The 16,746-nt window shown below is 73.8% G+C and carries 16 protein-coding genes and 1 tRNA gene; 10 read left to right on the top strand and 7 right to left on the bottom strand.

Annotated features, from left to right (window positions below; genetic code table 11):
- Positions 1–88: transfer RNA gene (locus AB0P35_RS13310), tRNA-Leu, on the bottom strand.
- A gap of 234 nt (positions 89–322) precedes the next feature.
- Between AB0P35_RS13310 and AB0P35_RS13315 the strand changes: the two genes are divergently transcribed.
- The 3 genes from AB0P35_RS13315 to AB0P35_RS13325 all read left to right on the top strand — a co-directional run bounded on the left by AB0P35_RS13315 (position 323) and on the right by AB0P35_RS13325 (position 3,190).
- The gene (locus AB0P35_RS13315) at positions 323–1,660 is read left to right on the top strand and encodes a M20/M25/M40 family metallo-hydrolase (RefSeq protein WP_095875299.1); all 1,338 of its coding nucleotides are present in this window, start codon (positions 323–325) and stop codon (positions 1,658–1,660) included.
- Between the two features lie 296 nt (positions 1,661–1,956).
- Positions 1,957–2,196 carry a chaplin gene (locus tag AB0P35_RS13320; protein WP_363510106.1) on the top strand — a complete coding sequence of 80 codons (240 nt, stop codon included), beginning with the start codon at positions 1,957–1,959 and terminating at the stop codon, positions 2,194–2,196.
- A gap of 229 nt (positions 2,197–2,425) precedes the next feature.
- Positions 2,426–3,190, top strand: coding sequence for a chaplin (locus AB0P35_RS13325; protein ID WP_363510108.1), 765 nt, complete (start codon positions 2,426–2,428; stop codon positions 3,188–3,190).
- A gap of 134 nt (positions 3,191–3,324) precedes the next feature.
- On the opposite strand, the gene AB0P35_RS13330 is transcribed toward AB0P35_RS13325, so the two are convergent.
- Positions 3,325–3,519: a DUF5703 family protein gene (locus tag AB0P35_RS13330; RefSeq protein WP_095875298.1), complete on the bottom strand. Its 195-nt coding sequence runs from the start codon at positions 3,517–3,519 to the stop codon at positions 3,325–3,327.
- Positions 3,520–3,894: 375 nt separating this feature from the next.
- Between AB0P35_RS13330 and AB0P35_RS13335 the strand changes: the two genes are divergently transcribed.
- Positions 3,895–4,512, top strand: coding sequence for a hypothetical protein (locus tag AB0P35_RS13335; RefSeq protein ID WP_095872088.1), 618 nt, complete (start codon positions 3,895–3,897; stop codon positions 4,510–4,512).
- 67 nt (positions 4,513–4,579) lie between these two features.
- On the opposite strand, the gene AB0P35_RS13340 is transcribed toward AB0P35_RS13335, so the two are convergent.
- Positions 4,580–6,550, bottom strand: coding sequence for an ATP-binding domain-containing protein (locus AB0P35_RS13340; RefSeq protein ID WP_363510110.1), 1,971 nt, complete (start codon positions 6,548–6,550; stop codon positions 4,580–4,582).
- 24 nt (positions 6,551–6,574) lie between these two features.
- Entirely contained in the window at positions 6,575–7,555 is a 981-nt protein-coding gene (locus tag AB0P35_RS13345) for an aldo/keto reductase (RefSeq protein ID WP_363510112.1), read from the bottom strand.
- A 208-nt stretch (positions 7,556–7,763) separates the two neighbouring features.
- Here AB0P35_RS13345 and AB0P35_RS13350 point away from each other — a divergent pair, with 208 nt between their 5' ends.
- Entirely contained in the window at positions 7,764–8,810 is a 1,047-nt protein-coding gene (locus AB0P35_RS13350; protein WP_095872086.1) for an LLM class F420-dependent oxidoreductase, read from the top strand.
- Between the two features lie 63 nt (positions 8,811–8,873).
- On the opposite strand, the gene AB0P35_RS13355 is transcribed toward AB0P35_RS13350, so the two are convergent.
- Positions 8,874–9,854, bottom strand: a complete 981-nt coding sequence (locus tag AB0P35_RS13355; RefSeq protein ID WP_363510114.1) for a magnesium and cobalt transport protein CorA — start codon at positions 9,852–9,854, stop codon at positions 8,874–8,876.
- Positions 9,855–9,960: 106 nt separating this feature from the next.
- Between AB0P35_RS13355 and AB0P35_RS13360 the strand changes: the two genes are divergently transcribed.
- From AB0P35_RS13360 to mshC, 4 genes are all read left to right on the top strand, one after another.
- Positions 9,961–10,650, top strand: a complete 690-nt coding sequence (locus tag AB0P35_RS13360; protein WP_095872084.1) for a histidine phosphatase family protein — start codon at positions 9,961–9,963, stop codon at positions 10,648–10,650.
- Positions 10,651–10,731: 81 nt separating this feature from the next.
- Positions 10,732–11,295, top strand: coding sequence for a DUF3090 domain-containing protein (locus AB0P35_RS13365; RefSeq protein ID WP_095872083.1), 564 nt, complete (start codon positions 10,732–10,734; stop codon positions 11,293–11,295).
- Between the two features lie 74 nt (positions 11,296–11,369).
- Entirely contained in the window at positions 11,370–12,137 is a 768-nt protein-coding gene (locus AB0P35_RS13370) for an SCO1664 family protein (protein ID WP_363510296.1), read from the top strand.
- A gap of 85 nt (positions 12,138–12,222) precedes the next feature.
- Positions 12,223–13,452, top strand: coding sequence for a cysteine--1-D-myo-inosityl 2-amino-2-deoxy-alpha-D-glucopyranoside ligase (gene mshC, locus AB0P35_RS13375; RefSeq protein ID WP_095872081.1), 1,230 nt, complete (start codon positions 12,223–12,225; stop codon positions 13,450–13,452).
- A gap of 105 nt (positions 13,453–13,557) precedes the next feature.
- Here the strand turns inward: mshC and AB0P35_RS13380 are convergent, their stop codons facing one another.
- Both AB0P35_RS13380 and AB0P35_RS13385 read right to left on the bottom strand, forming a co-directional pair.
- Positions 13,558–14,511 carry a PAC2 family protein gene (locus tag AB0P35_RS13380; RefSeq protein WP_095872080.1) on the bottom strand — a complete coding sequence of 318 codons (954 nt, stop codon included), beginning with the start codon at positions 14,509–14,511 and terminating at the stop codon, positions 13,558–13,560.
- Between the two features lie 158 nt (positions 14,512–14,669).
- The gene (locus AB0P35_RS13385; protein WP_363510118.1) at positions 14,670–15,470 is read right to left on the bottom strand and encodes an SGNH/GDSL hydrolase family protein; all 801 of its coding nucleotides are present in this window, start codon (positions 15,468–15,470) and stop codon (positions 14,670–14,672) included.
- A 140-nt stretch (positions 15,471–15,610) separates the two neighbouring features.
- Here AB0P35_RS13385 and AB0P35_RS13390 point away from each other — a divergent pair, with 140 nt between their 5' ends.
- The gene (locus tag AB0P35_RS13390; protein ID WP_363510120.1) at positions 15,611–16,624 is read left to right on the top strand and encodes a LacI family DNA-binding transcriptional regulator; all 1,014 of its coding nucleotides are present in this window, start codon (positions 15,611–15,613) and stop codon (positions 16,622–16,624) included.
- Positions 16,625–16,746 lie beyond the last annotated feature (122 nt).

Here is a 16,746-nt window from a genome sequence, read left to right on the forward strand (position 1 = left end):
TGGTGTCCGAGGGGGGACTTGAACCCCCACGCCCGATAAAGGGCACTAGCACCTCAAGCTAGCGCGTCTGCCATTCCGCCACCCGGACGGGGTGTTGTCTCTTCGGCTCCGTGCCGCGTTGACGTGCTCAACTGTAGCAAAGATCGGCTTGCGGTCCCAAAACCGCCCCTGCGGGGTGCCGACGGGCTTCGATCCGTGGGCTGATGGCCTTGGGGCGCGACGGATGCTGGGGGAGGATGGCGGGACGGTGCCCGCGGTGCCCCGGCGTGGGGTCGGGGGCGGCGTCGAGGTGCGTCGGGCGGGCCGGAGACGAGGAGTGGCCGTGAGTGAGTCGAGGGCGGAGCGGGCGGGAGCCCCGAAGGTGACGGCCGAGTCGGAGGTCGCCGACATCTGCCGCGACCTGATTCGGATCGACACCAGCAACTACGGGGACGGCTCCGGGCCCGGCGAGCGCAAGGCGGCGGAGTACGTCGCCGAGCAGCTCGCCGAGTTCGGCGTGGAGCCGAAGATCTACGAGTCGGCGAAGGGGCGGGCCTCCACGGTCGTCCGGATCGAGGGCGAGGACCGCTCGCGGCCCGGCCTGCTGATCCACGGCCACACCGACGTGGTGCCGGCCAACGCCGCGGACTGGACGCACGACCCCTTCTCCGGCGAGATCGCCGACGGCTGCGTCTGGGGCCGCGGCGCCGTCGACATGAAGGACATGGACGCGATGACGCTCGCCGTCGTCCGCGACCGGCTGCGCACCGGCCGCAAGCCCCCGCGCGACCTGGTGCTGGCCTTCGTCGCCGACGAGGAGGCGGGCGGCACCTACGGCGCCCGCTACCTGGTCGACAAGCACCCGGAGCTGTTCGAGGGCGTCACCGAGGGCATCGGCGAGGTCGGCGGCTTCTCCTTCACCGTCAACGACCAGGTGCGCCTCTACCTGGTGGAGACGGCGGAGAAGGGCATGCACTGGATGCGCCTGACCGTCGAGGGCCGGGCCGGGCACGGCTCGATGGAGAACGACGACAACGCCATCACCGAGCTGTGCGAGGCGGTCGCCCGCCTCGGCCGGCACACCTTCCCGCTGCGGATCACCAAGACCGTCCGCGCCTTCCTGGACGAGCTGTCGGACGCCCTCGGCGTGAAGCTCGACCCGGAGAACATGGACGAGACGCTGCGGGTGCTCGGCGGCATCGCCAAGATGATCGGCACCACCCTGCGCAACACCGCCCAGCCGACCATGCTCGGCGCCGGCTACAAGGTGAACGTCATCCCCGGCCAGGCCACCGCGCACGTGGACGGGCGCTTCCTGCCCGGCTACGAGGAGGAGTTCCTGGCCGAGCTGGACTCGGTGCTCGGCCCCCGGGTCAAGCGGGAGACGCTGCACTCGGACAAGGCGATCGAGACCGGCTTCGACGGCGCCCTGGTCGAGGCCATGCAGTCGGCGCTGCAGGCCGAGGACCCGATCGCCAGGGCCGTGCCCTACTGCCTCTCCGGCGGCACCGACGCCAAGTCCTTCCAGGACCTCGGCATCCGCTGCTTCGGCTTCGCCCCGCTGCAGCTGCCGCCGGACCTCGACTTCGCCGGCATGTTCCACGGCGTCGACGAGCGGGTGCCGGTGGACGGCCTCAAGTTCGGCGTGCGCGTGCTGGACCGCTTCCTCGACGCCTGCTGACGCCGCGCTCCGACATCTGTCCGACCGGCCGACCGGCCGACTGGTCACGGCCCGCCACGGCCCGCCCCGGGACTTTCCCGGGGCGGGCCGTGCGCATGGTACGAGGGAATGATTTAGGACGTCGTCGAAAGGCTATGAAGAAACGATTCTTCCGGCTTTCCCATGGTCGTCTATCTGTTCGGATCATCACCGTTGCGAGTGGATGCGGAATCTCCTCCGTACCCCGTTCGCAGCAGTGTCGTTCACTCCTGTGTGCAGCCCGGGGGAACGGGCTGCGGAATCGACCAGGAGGACTCATGAAGGTCAAGAAGATCGCCGCCGTCGCCGCCGCCACCGGTGGTCTGGTGCTGGCCGGCGCCGGTGCGGCCTCGGCGCACGGCGCCGGCGCGCACGGTGTCGCGGCCGGCTCCCCGGGCGTGCTGTCGGGCAACCTGATCCAGGTGCCGGTGCACGTCCCGGTCAACGTCTGCGGCAACACCATCAGCGTGATCGGCCTGCTCAACCCGGCGTTCGGCAACAGCTGCGCCAACGTCTGAGCGGTGCCCGGGTGCTGATCCCGGTCTTCTGGCGCGTGCCCCCGAGCGGCGGGAATCCCGCTCGGGGGCACGTCCGTCTCCGGGTGCGGCAAGCGCCGTCGGCGTGTCCCTCACTCGATCGGATGAAGGTGCGGCGTCCGGCTCAACTTATCTCCGTACCGCTCGTTGTGCGGTGTACCGGCGAGACCCTCGTCAGGAATTCCGACTATCAGACGAATCAGGGGAGTCAATGCGACAGGTCGCAAAGAGGGGAATCCTCACCGCCGTCGCCACCGGCAGTGTGCTGGCCTCCACCGCGGGTTATGCGTACGCGGCCGGCAGCGAGGCCCAGGGGGTCGCGGCGAACTCCCCAGGTGTCGCCTCCGGCAACACGGTGCAGGCCCCGGTGGACATTCCCGTCAACGCGTGCGGCAACACCGTGAACGTGATCGGGCTGCTCAACCCGGCCTACGGCAACCAGTGCGGCAACGTCTCGCACGGCGGCGGCGGTTCGACGGGCTCGACGGGCTCGACGGATTCCTCGGGTTCGACCGGCACCGGTGGCAGCCAGGCCGGTGGATCCTCCGCGAGCGGCGGCAGCAACAACTCGCCGGGCGTGGCCTCCGGCAACACCGTGAGCGTCCCGGTCAGCGCGCCGGTCAACGCCTGCGGCAACACCGTCGACGTGGTGGGCCTGGCCAACCCCGCGTACGGCAACTCCTGCGGCAACACCCACGTCAACGAGACCCCGCCGCCGCCCACCAAGCCGGAGGAGTGCGGCTGCACCGAGACCCCGCCGCCCACCCCGCCCACCCCGCCCACGCCGCCGAAGACGCCCACCCCGCCGAAGGCGCCCGAGACGCCCGTCACCGGTACACCGCGCTCCGGCGAGGGCACCCCCGACCACCTGGCCTCCACCGGCGTCTCAGGTCTGGAGCTGATCGCCCCGGCCGGCCTCGCCCTGCTGCTGGGCGGCGGCGTGCTCTACCGCCGCTCCCGGGCCGGCGTGCGCTGACCCGACCGTCCACCGCCCCGGCCGTGCGCCCGAGGCCGTCCCGGCCACGCCGGGGCGCCCACGGGCGCATGGCCGTGTCCGGGGCCGTCCGTCCCTGTGCCCCGCGGCTCAGCGGCCGGGCCGGGGCCCCGGCGTCACCAGCTGCGGGACTGCCGGATGATCTTGCGGCGCAGGCGGACCGTCCGGCTGCCGTCCGGGTAGAGCCGCAGTCGGTCCAGCTCCCAGTGGCCGTACTCGGCGTGCTCGGTCAGCAGCTGGCGGGCCGCGTTGCGGCTCGTGCCGCGCGGCAGGCGCAGCGACTGGTACTCGTACTCGGGGGTCCGGACCAGCTTGGGTGGGGTCAAGTTCTCCTCCTGCCTCGTGCCATGGCCTGGACGCAAGCCTACGGCGTGGCACCGACGGTCGGACCCCGCGCGCGGGGCGCCCGTCGGCCTCCGCACCCCCGCCGGCGCCGCAGCGCCCTGACATGCGTTCAGTTCCGGTATGCGAGACCGATACCCCGGTGCCGGCCGGTCGATGCCGGAGGCCGTCCCTCCGTGCTGGTGGGGCTGCTCGGCGGAGGGATTTCCGGCCTGCTCGGGGCGTACGCCGGCAGGGTGCAGAAGCATACGGATCGGACATCGGGGCGGAAGTTGTCCCGAATTCGCGGGCGTAGGTGACAACCCCTGTGCGTGTGGTCACCGGGGCGGGATAGCGTCTGCACCATGTCTGATGCCGCGCAGCTCACCATCAATGAGGTACGGGCCGCCGCCGAGGCGGTCAAGGCCGCGATCGACCGGCACCTTGAGGCCGTGGCCGGCACCACCGAGGAGGGCGATCCGGCCGTGGTCGCCGCCTACGAGGATCTGGCGGCGGCAGCCATCACCTACGACCAGTTGCTGTACGAGGTCTACGACGAGGTGACCCCCTTCGAGGTGCCGGGAGACGGCGGCGACGGCGGCTATCTCGGGCCGGAGCAGCCCGAGGCGATCAGCGTGCTGATCCGCCGCGACTACCTCGTGGCCGACCCGAAGCGGCTGCGGGCCCAGGCCGAGCGGGTGGACGAATCGCTCACCCCGGGCGGCGACACCGCCGGCGGTGTGAACGCCGCGATCGGGGTGCTCTTCGGCGAGTACGAGCCGGACGAGATCGCGGCACGCTGCGAGGAGTTCGGGCTGGAGGAGGGCGACTCCACACTGTGGGTCTCCGCCGCCGAGCCCGCCGAGCCCGGCGAGTGGCTGCCCGAGCCGTTCGACGGGGCCGATCCGCAACTGCTGATCTGCCGCTTCGACGTCAGCGAGGTCTACGACGAGGACCCGGACGCCTTCGACCCGGAGGCGTGAGCGGCGGCGTGAGCGCGTGAGGGGCGGGGCCCGCAGGCCCCGCCCCTCACTCGTGCGCGGCGAGCGCTCAGGCCTCCTGGCCGGTGTGCTCGGCGAGGATCGCCCGCAGGCGGGTGGTGCGCGGCGCAGCGGGGCGCTCGGCGACCGCCTGGGCGAGCAGCGGGCCGGCCGGGTGCACCACCGAGAGGTGGCGCTCGGCGCGGCCGAAGGCCGTGTAGACCCACTGGCGGGTGAGCCCCGCGGCGGCGTCCCCGGGCACCACGACGACCGCGCCGGGCCAGCGCCGACCGACCGCCTGGTGCGCGGTGAGCGCCCAGCCGTGCCGGAGCCCGGCGACCTGCGCGGGGGACAGCGTGAGGCGGCTGCCGTCGGACAGCTCGATGTGCAGGCCGGCGCCGTCGCCGTCGAGAACCCGGCCGGGCAGGGTGGTGCCCGGGGCGGGCGACCAGGCGACGCGGTCCCCCGGGTCGAAGCCGCCGAAGGCGCCCGGGCCGGGGTTCAGCCGTGCCTTGGCCGCCGCGTTGAGCGCCCGGGTGCCGGCGCCGCCACCGTGCCCGGTGGTGATCAGCACGACCTGCTCGGCCGGGATGCCGAGCGCCCGCGGGATGGAGTCGGCGAGCAGCTGGACGGCCCGGTGGACGGCCTCGCCGGCGTCCTGGACGCCCAGCACCACGACCTCCTTGTCCGGCGCGTCGACGGGCTGCAGCTCGCCGATCGAGATGCCGGAGATCAGCTCGCCGATCGGCCCCGGGTCGGGGGTGCGGGAGGCGACGACCGGGCAGGTCTTGGCGGCGATCAGGTCGGCCAGGAACCGGCCGGGGCCGGCCGACCAGAGCTGGTTCGGGTCGCCGCTGAGCACCAGCCGGGTGCCGTCGCCGAGCGCCTCCAGCAGGGTCGCGGCCAGCTCGACGTCGAGCAGCTGGGCGTCCGGGACGACCAGCAGGTCGAGCGCGAGGGTGCCGTCCTCGGCGCGCCCGGGGCCGCCCGAGCCGAGCAGCTCGGCCAGGGTGGCCAGGCGGCCGGCGGCGGGGGAGTCGGCCAGCAGGTCGGCGAGCACGGCGCGGCCGTGGTCCGTCCAGGTGCCGGCCCAGGCGCGCAGGCCGAGGCCGTCGGCGGCGCGCAGCAGGGCGGCGACCTCGGCGCGGGAGGCCTCGCCGCCGGTGTGCGCGACCAGCGCGTCCTCGGCGACGGCGCGGATCAGCGCGGTGGCGGAGGAGGAGGGTGCGGCCGCGGCGGCGGCCTCCCAGGCGGCCGGGCCGGGGGCGGCGGGCACCTCGGTGCCGCCCTTGCCCTCGCCGGTGTCCTCGCCTTCGACGGAGTCTTCGCCGTCTTCGCCGATTTCGGCGGTGTCCTCGGTGCCCGGGAGGTCGTCGGTGCCCGGGACGAGGGTGGACTGCAGCCGGACCAGGCCCTCGCCGAGGCTCTCCTCGGCCAGCGCCAGGCGCTCCAGGGCGAGCAGGGTGCGGGTCGGCGGCTCCTCCTCGTCGCTGCCGTGGTGGCCGGGGAGCTCCTCCTGGAAGGCCATCACCCGGCCGTCCACCACGACCTCCTGCAGGGCGGCGGCCGGGTCCGGCAGGCGCAGCCGCTCCAGGCCGGTCGCGGTCTCGCCGATCTCCTGGGCGGAGTGGCCGCGGAGGGCGGCCTGCTCCAGCAGCCAGGGCACCAGGGCGGCGGCGCGGCGCGGGTCGCCCGGCCCGGCGGCGGGGCCGAGCAGGCCGCGGGCGAAGCCGTCCGCCTGCTCGGGGCGCACCCCGGGCAGCGCGAGCACGGCCCACGGGTCCTCGCGCAGCTGCTGGGCGGCGGCCTCGCCGAGGGCGGCGACGGCCGGTCCGGCCAGGTCGGCGGGGGCGCCGCCGGCGGTCAGCACCTCGGCGGCGGCCGCGAGCGCGGTGGCGCGCTGCTCGTCCGTGCGCGGCGCGGCCGGGCCGGCGGGCTCGGCGGCGGGCCCCGACGACGCCCCCGCCGCGCGGATCGCCTCGGCCAGCGCGGCGACCGCCTCGGCCTGCCGCTCCGGGGCGCTGTGCTCCGCTTGCGTCATCGATGTCTCCTCATGGCCGACGGCTCACAGCTCCGTCCAGCCCTGGTCCGGGTAGCGGTGCACCGGCGCCGAGACGTCGTCCAGCGCACCGCGGATCTCACCCGGAAGCGTAAGGGCCTCCGCCGACAGGGTTGTCTGCAGCTGGGCCGAGGTGCGCGCCCCGACCAGTGCGCTCGCCACCCCGGGCCGGTCGCGGACCCAGGCGAGGGCGACCTTGAGCGGGCTGGTGGCGAGTCCGTCGGCGGCGGTGGCGAGGGCGTCGACGATCCGCCGGGACCGCTCCCCGAGATAGGGCTGGACGATGCCGGCGTGGTACGGCGAGGCGCCGCGGGACTCCGGCGGCACACCGTGCCGGTACTTGCCGGTGAGCACGCCCCGGCCGAGCGGCGAGGAGGCGAGCAGCCCCACCCCGGCGTCCAGCGCCGCCGGGAGGACCTCGCGCTCCAGGCCGCGCTGGAGGAGCGAGTACTCGAGCTGTGCGCCGGCCAGCGGCACGCGCGCCGGGTGGCCCTGCTGCCGGCCGGCGGCCTTGGCGAGCTGCCAGCCGCTGAAGTCGCAGACCCCGGTGTACCGGGCGCGGCCGCTGGTGACGGCGATGTCGAGGGCGTGCAGGGTCTCGTCCAGCGGGGTCGCCGGGTCGTGGCCGTCGACCTGCCAGAGGTCGACGTGATCGGTGCCGAGGCGGCGCAGCGAGGCGTCGAGGGCGGCGAGCAGGTGTCCGCGCGAGGCGTCGCGGCGGCGACCGGGGCCGGGCCGGGCGCCGGCCTTGGTGGCGATGACCAGCTCGGCGCGCGGGACGAGGCTCTCGGTGAGGCGGGCGAGCAGGTACTCGGCGCCGCCGTCGGCGTACTCGTCGGAGGTGTCGACCAGGGTGCCACCGGCGTCGGCGAAGACCTTGAGCTGCTCGGCGGCCTCGTGCTCGTCGGTGTCGCGACCCCAGGTCATGGTGCCGAGGCCGAGCCTGCTCACCCTCAGGCCCGTCCTGCCGAGGTGGCGCTGTTCCATCGGGAGGGCCCCTCTGTCGTGCTGTCGTGGCTGAAAAGCGCAGGTGGGGGAGGCCCCCACGTCGGCAGAGCGTAGCGGCCGGGGTACACGGCGTGGTGGACGACCCGCGCGGTGACGTGACGCAGGACACTCCTACCGGCCAGTAGCCTTTGGTTCGGCGGCGCGGCTACCCTCGCCGCAAGGACCGAACGGAAGGCGTGGGCACGCTATGCGACTGGGCATCAACCTCGGCTACTGGGGACTCGGCATGGACGCCGACAACATCGCGGTCGCCCAGGAGGCCGACCGCCTCGGCTACTCGGTCTGCTGGGCCGCCGAGGCGTACGGCTCCGACGCGGCCACCGTCCTCAGCTACGTGGCGGCGAAGACCGAGCGGATCGACGTCGGTTCGGCGATCTTCCAGATCCCGGCCCGCACCCCCACCATGACCGCGATGACCGCGGCCACCCTGGACACCCTCTCCGGCGGCCGCTTCCGGCTCGGCCTCGGCGTCTCCGGCCCGCAGGTCTCCGAGGGCTGGTACGGCGTCAAGTTCGACAAGCCGCTGGCCCGCACCCGCGAGTACGTCGAGATCATCCGCAAGGCGATGGCCCGTGAGCGGGTCGTCCACGAGGGCGCCACCTGGACGCTGCCGCTGCCCGGCGGACCCGGCAAGCCGCTGAAGCTCACCGTGCACCCCGTCCGCGAGCACATCCCGCTGTACATCGCCGCGATCGGCCCGAAGAACCTGGAGCAGACCGGCGAGATCGCCGACGGCTGGCTCGGCATCTTCTTCGCCCCCGAGCACGCCGCGCTCTCCATCGACCCGCTGAGGGCCGGCCGCGCCAAGGCCGGACAGACCCTCGACGGCTTCGACCTCTGCCCGACCGTCGCCATCTCGGTCGGCGAGGACGTCAAGGCTGCCGCCGACGGCCAGCGCTCCTACGCCGCCCTGTACATCGGCGGCATGGGCAGCAAGGAGAAGAACTTCTACAACCAGCTCGCCCGCCGCATGGGCTACGAGCAGGCCGCCGACGAGGTCCAGGAGAGGTACCTGGCCAAGGACTACGCCGGCGCGGCCGCCGCCGTCCCGCACGACCTGATCGACGCCACCGCGCTGCTCGGCACCACCGAGCGGATCGCCGACCGGATGCAGGCCTACGCCGACGCAGGCGTCACCACGCTCACCCTCGCCCCGGCCGGGTTCACCCTGGAGGAGCGGATCACCGCCCTGCGCACCGGCGTCGAGGCCCTGGAGCGCGCCGGCCTCGCCTGACCGTCCGGGCCCGGCCGGCCACGCCCGGGGCGGTCCCCGCGACCGCCCCGGTGCGGGCCGGCGTCAGAGCCAGCCCGCCCGCTTGAAGGAGCGGTGCAGCACCCAGCAGACCAGTGCCATCAGGACCAGCGCCGCCGGGTAGCCCCAGGGCTGGTGCAGCTCCGGCATGTACTGGAAGTTCATCCCGTAGATGCCCGCGATCATCGTCGGCACCGCCGCCAGCGCGGCCCAGGCCGAGATCTTCCGCATGTCGTTGTTCTGCTGCACGCTGACCTGGGCCAGATTGGCGCTCAGGATGTCCGACAGCAGCCGGTCCAGCGCCTCGACCTGTTCGTTCGCCTTGGTCAGGTGGTCGAGCACGTCCCGCAGATAGGGCTGCAGGTCGTCGGGGACGAACGGCACGCCGCCGCGCACCAGCCGGGTCGCCGGGTCCAGCAGCGGCGCGCTGGCCCGCCGGAAGGCCACGACCTGCCGCTTGAAGGCGTAGATCCGCTCGGCGACGCCGCGCGTGCGGCCCGGCGCGAACACCTCCGCCTCCAGCTCGTCCAGGTCGGCCAGCAGCGTCGCGGACAGGTCCAGGTAGGTGTCCACCGCCAGGTCGCAGACCGCGTACAGCACCGCGGCGGGGCCCAGCTTCAGCAGCTCGGGCCGGCCCTCCAGCTCCTTGCGCAGCCCGCCCAGCGGGCTGACCTGCCCGTGCCGCACGGTGATCACGAAGGCGTCGCCGACGAAGACCAGCACCTCGCCGGTCTCCACCGAGCGGTCCGCGTCCCGGTAGCCCAGCGTCTTGACCACCGTGAACAGCGCGTCCGGGTAGACCTCCAGCTTGGGGCGCTGGTGCGCGGCCGTCAGGGCGTCCTCCACCGCCAGCGGGTGCAGGCCGAACTCGGAGGAGACCAGGTCGAGCTCCTCCGTCGAGGGCTCGTACAGGCCGATCCACAGGAAGCCGTCACCGGCGGCCCGGACGGCGTCCAGCGCGTCCGAGAAATCCGCGGGGCCCTCCACCCGGCGGCCGTCCCGGTACGTGGCGCAATCGACGATCATGCCGCCATTCTCCCGTGCCGGGGCCCGAACGGTCATCACATCCGTTGAACGCACACCCGATGGGCACCCGCGCCCCACCCGGCAGCCAGGCCGTAGGCTAAGCCGCATGCCCACGCTGCTGCTCGTCCGTCACGGCCGATCGACCGCCAACACCGCCGGCGTCCTGGCCGGCTGGACACCCGGCGTGGACCTCGACGACACCGGCCGCGAGCAGGCCGCCGGCCTGGTCGGCCGCCTCTCCGGGCTGCCCGTCGCGCACGCCGTCTCCAGCCCGCTGGAACGCTGCCGGCAGACCCTCGCCCCGCTGCTCGCCGCCCGCCCCGAACTCGGCGACCCCGCCGTCGACGAGCGGCTCGGCGAGTGCAGGTACGGCGACTGGACGGGCCGTCCGCTGCGCGAACTCGCCCAGGAGCCGCTCTGGCGCACCGTGCAGGACCACGCCTCCGCCGCCGCCTTCCCCGGCGGGGAGTCGCTGCGCGACCTCAGCCACCGCACCGTGGACGCCGTCCGCGAGTGGGACGCCAGGGTCGCCGCCGAGCACGGCGAGAACGCCCTCTGGATCGCCTGCACCCACGGAGACGTGATCAAGGCCGTGGTCGCCGACGCGCTCGGCCTGCACCTCGACCAGTTCCAGCGGATCTCCGTCGAGCCCTGCTCCGTCACCGCGATCCGCTACACCCCGCACCGCCCCTTCCTGCTGCGCCTCGGCGACACCGGCGGCCTCGGCTCGCTGGCCCCCCGGGAGGAGCCGTCCCAGGTGCCCGGCGGCGACGCCGTGGTCGGCGGGACAAGCTGACCCACCGGTCGCCGCGTCCGTGCGGCCCACGTCGTAGGGTGGCCGATGAGCCCCCGTCCGATCCCGATCCGGAGCGAGAGAGTGCCCCGTCAGGTCTACTTCTACGACCAGCCAGAGCGGTTCGTGGCCGGCACCGTCGGCGAGCCCGGATCCCGGGCGTTCTACCTGCAGGCCAGCGCCCGCGGCCGGATCACCAGCGTGCTGCTCGAGAAGGCCCAGGTGGCCGCGCTCGCCGAACGCGTCGAGGAGGTGCTCGACGAGGCGTTGCGGCGCAGCCACGGCTCGTCCGCCATCCCCGCCGTCGCCCCCGCCGAGCTGCTCGACAGCGCCCCGCTCGACCTGCCGCTGGAGCAGGAGTTCCGGGTCGGCACCATGGCGCTCGCCTGGGACAGCGTCGACGAGCGGCTCGTCGTCGAGGCCCAGGCCCTCGTCGAGGACGCCGAGGAGGACGAGAACGCCCTGTACGAGGACGACGAGAACGGCCCCGACATGCTGCGCGTCCGGCTCACCGGCGCGATGGCCCGGGTCTTCGCCAAGCGTGCCCTCGACCTGGTCGCCGCCGGCCGCAAGCCCTGCCCGTTCTGCAACCTGCCGCTCGACCCGGAGGGCCACCTGTGCCCGCGCGCGAACGGATACCGGCGCTGAGCGCGGACGGCCTCCCGGGCACCGACCCGGCCACCAGCGCCGCGCTCGCCGCCGACGTACCCACCGCCCTCGCCCTGCTGAACGGCGGCGAACTCGCCGTGCACGGCCGGCTCACCGACGCCTCCAACGCGGTGCTCTACTGCACCGTGACGCTGGACGGCACCACCGCCCCCTGCGTCTACAAGCCGGTGGCCGGCGAGCGCCCGCTCTGGGACTTCCCCGACGGCACCCTGGCCGGCCGCGAGACCGCTGCCTACGAGCTCTCCGCCGCCACCGGCTGGGCGCTGATCCCGCCCACCGTGCTGCGCGACGGCCCGGCCGGCCCCGGCATGGTGCAGCTCTGGGTCGAACCCGACCCAGCCGCCCCCGAACTGCTCGACCTGCAGGATCCGGCCGGGCCCGCGGAAGGCTGGCTGCCGATCGTCCGCGCCGAGATCGAGGGCGGCCGCACCGCCCTGCTCGTCCACCGCGACGACGAGCGGCTGCGCAGGCTCGCCGTCCTCGACGCCGTGCTCAACAACGCCGACCGCAAGGGCGGCCACTGGATATCCGCGGCCGACGGGCGGATCTACGGCATCGACCACGGCGTGACCTTCAACACCGAGGACAAGCTCCGCACCCTGCTCTGGGGCTGGGCCGAGCAGCCGCTGACCGCCGAGGCCGCCGAGGTCCTCGGACGGCTCACCGCCGACCTGCCGGGCGCCCTGGGGGACCGGCTGCGGCCCCATCTCACCGCCGCCGAACTGGATGCCGCCGCCCACCGCGTCGACACGCTCCTCAAGGCCGGCCGCCACCCGCTGCCCTCGCCGCGCTGGCCGTCGATCCCCTGGCCGCCGCTCTGACCCGACCCGTACGGCGGGGGAGGTTTCCGGCCGATCCCGACGACTGGTTAGCCTTTCAAATGATCGCCCGGTTAGAGTCGGAACCATGCATGCCTGGCCCGCCTCCGAGGTTCCCGCCCTGCCTGGTCAGGGGCTTCCCCTTCGTGTCTTCGACACCGCCACGAGCAGTGTCCGCGTGGTCGTGCCCGACGGCCCGACCGCCCGCCTGTACGTCTGCGGCATCACCCCGTACGACGCCACCCACCTGGGCCACGCCGCCACCTACAACACCTTCGACCTGGTGCAGCGGGTCTGGAAGGACGCCGGTCACGACGTCCTCTACGTCCAGAACGTCACCGACGTCGACGACCCGCTGCTCGAGCGCGCCGTCGCCACCGGGCAGGACTGGACGGAACTCGCCGCCCGCGAGACCGCCCTCTTCCGCGAGGACATGACCGCCCTGCGGATGCTCCCGCCGGCCCACTACGTCGGCGCCGTCGAGTCCATCCCGTGGATCGTCCCGCTCGTCAAGCAGCTGCTCGCGAGCGGCGCCGCCTACGAGCTGGACGGCGACATCTACTTCTCCGTCGACGCGGACCCCCGCTTCGGCGAGGTCTCCGGCCTCGACCGGGACGCCATGCTGCCGGTCTTCGCCGAGCGCGGCGGCGACCCGCAGCGCCCCGGCAAGAAGCACCCGCTGGACGCCCTGCTCTGGCTCGCCGCCCGCCCGGGCGAGCCCGCCTGGGACACCGAGCTCGGCCACGGCCGGCCCGGCTGGCACATCGAGTGCGTGGCGATCGCCCTGCAGTACCTCGGCATGTCCTTCGACATCCAGGGCGGCGGCACCGACCTCTCCTTCCCGCACCACGAGATGGGCGCCGCACACGCCCAGGTCGCCACCGGCGAGAACCCGTACGCCAAGGCGTACGTGCACGCCGGCATGGTCGCGCTGGACGGGCACAAGATGTCGAAGTCGCGCGGCAACCTGGTGTTCGTCTCCGCGCTGCGGCGCGAGGGCGTCGACCCGGCGGCGATCCGGCTCGCCCTGCTCGCCCACCACTACCGCAGCGACTGGGAGTGGACCGAGCAGGACCTCGCCCGGGCGAAGGAGCGGCTCGCCCGCTGGCGCGCCGCCGTGTCCCGGCCCGACGGTCCGTCGGCGGAGGGGATGCTCGCCGAGGTGCGGGCGGCTCTCGCCGAGGACCTGGACGCCCCGGCGGCGCTCGCCGCGGTGGACCGCTGGGCCGCCGCACAGACCGCCGACGGCGGCGAGGACATCGGCGCCCCGGGCCTGGTCTCCCGCACCGTCGACGCCCTCCTGGGCGTGGCGCTGTAGTTCGGGCGAGCCCGAGGGCAACAACCCGCTGAGGGGTAACCCATAGGGGCGCGTGGGGGAGGTGCCCCTACGCGCCCCTATGGGTTGCCCCTCAGCGGGTTGCCCCTACGTCTCGTCGGGCTTGTCGTCATCGGGCTTGTCGTCGCCGTCGTCCTCGTCCTTGTCGGGCTTGGACTCGGTGGCGTGGCCGGAGACGGGCTTCTCGCCGGTGGGGCCGAGGTTCTCGCGGCGCCGCAGGTAGCGCTCGAACTCGCGGGCGATCGCGTCGCCGGACGCCTCCGGCAGCTCGGCGGTGTCCTGGGCCTCCTCCAGCTGCTGCACGTACTCGGCGACCTCGCTGTCCTCCGCGGCCAGCTGGTCCACGCCGAGCTGCCAGGCGCGGGAGTCCTCGCCCAGCTCGCCGGGCGGGATCCGCAGGTCGAGGAGGTCCTCCAGCTTGTTGATCAGCGCCAGGGTGGCCTTGGGGTTGGGCGGCTGCGCCACGTAGTGCGGCACCGCGGCCCAGAGCGTCACGGCCGGCACCCCGGCGTGCGCGCAGGCCTCCTGCAGGACGCCGACGATCCCGGTCGGCCCCTCGTACTTGCTCTCCTCCAGGTCGAGGGTGCGGGCCAGCGCCGCGTCCGAGGTGACCCCGCTGACCGGCACCGGACGGCTGTGCGGGGTGTCCCCGAGGAGGGCACCGAGGATGACCACCAGCTCGACGCCCAGCTCGTGGGCGAAGCCGAGCAGTTCGTTGCAGTAGGAACGCCAGCGCATGCTGGGCTCGATACCGCGGACCAGCACCAGGTCCCTGGTCTTGGGCTCGTTGACCCGGACGACCGACAGGCGCGTGGTCGGCCAGGTGATCCGGCGGACGCCGCCGTCCAGCCAGATGGTCGGGCGGTTGACCTGGAAGTCGTAGTAGTCCTCGGCGTCGAGTGCCGCGAACACCTTGCCGCCCCAGGTCTCGTCCAGGTGTCCGACGGCGGCCGAGGCGGCGTCGCCGGCGTCGTTCCAGCCCTCGAAGGCGCAGATCATCACCGGGTCGATCAACTCGGGAACGTCCTCCAGCTCGATCACCCAGCGTCTCCCTCCGTCGACCGGTGCCGCCCCCCTCCCGGCCCGCGGACCGGTGGCCGGCTGCCGGCCAGTCGAACCTCGCGTGGAACGCCCCGTTCCACGGTCCCTACCTGCCCAGCCTACGGGCTTTGATGCCTTCCCAGGCCGGAGTGGGAAGCCTATCCGAGCGCGGCCGCCGACACGCTCGGCAGGTAGCCGCCGGACTGTCCGGCGGCCCTGGGGTGGTACGACTCCCAGAGCGGCAGGGTGATCGGGTGGATCCACTCGTCGGCGCCGCCCCGGCAGACGCCGTGGCCGTCGAAGGCCGTCCGGACGTCGGCGAAGCGGAAGCCCTGCTTCACGGCTTGACGCTCGATCAGGTCGTCCGCGGCGTCGGTCAGCGCGTTGAAGCGGGCCCGGCGGGCCGCGGTGCCGATCAGGCAGGTGTCGGCGGTGCCGAGCATGCGCGGGTAGCCGGTGACCACCACGCGGGCGGCGGGGGCCTCGGCGTCCAGGGCGCGGTACAGCGTGTCGAGGCGGCCCGGGAGCTCCTCGCGCAGCCGCCGCTCGGATTCGTCCAGGACGCTGTCGCAGTACGCGTCGGTGGTGAGCGGCTGTAGGCAGGCGATCACGGCGTCGCCGAAGCCGAGGTCGTTCCCGCCGACGGTGAGGGTGACGAGGGTGGCGTCGGCGGGCACTCTCGGCACCTGGTCGCGCTCCACGTCGGCGGTGGTCGCGCCGTCGCAGGCGGCGAAGAGGAAGTCGGCGGGCCCGTTCGCGGCCCGCCAGAGCTCCGGGTAGGAGCGGGTGGAGCGGTGGCAGGCGGCGCTCACCGGGTCGTAGGCCCCGGCGCCGACACCGGCGGCGTAGGAGTCGCCCAGCGCTGCGTAGCGGGGCGCGGGAGCGGCCCCGGCCGGGGCGGCGGCGGGGAGCAGGAACAGGGGAGCGGCGGCGAGGGCGGCGAGCGGCTTGGGGCGCACGGGGACTCCGGTTCGGGCGCGGGACGGGCGTCGGGTGACGCTGCGTCACGCATGGTAGTCATCCGCATGCGAAAAGCGACGATGGCAAGCTCTGCAAATTCACGCAAGTGGTTTGCGCTTTCTGCCGTACACTCGCAGCCATGACACGACGACTTGCCGAAGTGGCCAAGAAGGTCGGGGTGAGCGAGGCCACCGTCAGCCGGGTGCTGAACGAGAAGCCCGGCGTCTCCGAGGCGACCCGGGCCGCGGTGCTGACCGCGCTCGACGTGCTCGGGTACGAGCGGCCCACCCAGCTGCGCGGCGAGCGGGCCCGCCTGGTCGGCCTCGTCCTGCCGGAGCTGCAGAACCCGATCTTCCCCGCGTTCGCCGAGGTGGTCAGCGGTGCGCTGGCCGGCCAGGGCTTCACGCCGGTGCTCTGCACCCAGACCGCCGGGGGCGTCTCCGAGGCGGACTACGTGGACCTGCTGCTGGAGCAGCACGTCTCCGGCATCGTGTTCTTCGGCGGTCTGTACGCCCAGGGCGACGCCCCGCACGAGCACTACGACCGGCTCGCCGAGCGCAGCCTGCCGACGGTTCTGCTGAATGCGGCGATCGAGGACCTGGACTTTCCCCGGGTCTCCTGCGACGACGCGGTCGCCGTCGAGCAGGCCGTCGGCCACCTGCAGCAGTTGGGCCACCGCAAGATCGGCCTGGTGCTCGGCCCGGCCGACCACGTGCCCTCGCAGCGCAAGCTGGCGGCGGCCCGTGCGGCGCTGGCCAAGGCCGGTCTGGAGCTGCCGGACCTGCACGTGGAGCAGGCCCTGTTCTCCCTGGAGGGCGGGCAGGCGGCGACCACCCGGCTGCTTCGCCAGGGCGTCACCGGTGTCGTCTGTGCGAGCGACCCGCTGGCCCTCGGCGCGGTCCGCGCGGTGCGCCGGGCCGGCCTCTCGGTGCCCGGCGACGTGTCGGTGATCGGGTACGACGACTCCTCGTTCATGATGTGCACCGACCCGCCGCTGACCACGGTGCGCCAGCCCATCGAGGCGATGGGCCGGGCGGCGGTGGAGCTGCTGGTGGGCGAGATCGCCGGGGTCAAGGTGACCCACGACGAGCTGCTCTTCGAGCCGGAGCTGGTGGTCCGCGGGTCCACCGCCCCGATGCGGGAACGGAGCTGACGATCCGGGACGGAGTCCCGCGCGTCACCCCCTGACGAACCGCCGGAACCAGGGCGGGCACTTCGGTGCCCGCCCTTTTCCGTGCGCCCGCGTGCGGTGCGATCCGTTGACATGCCTGTAGC

Origin of the sequence: Kitasatospora sp. NPDC085879 (assembly GCF_040686255.1) — a bacterium.
GTDB lineage: Bacteria > Actinomycetota > Actinomycetes > Streptomycetales > Streptomycetaceae > Kitasatospora.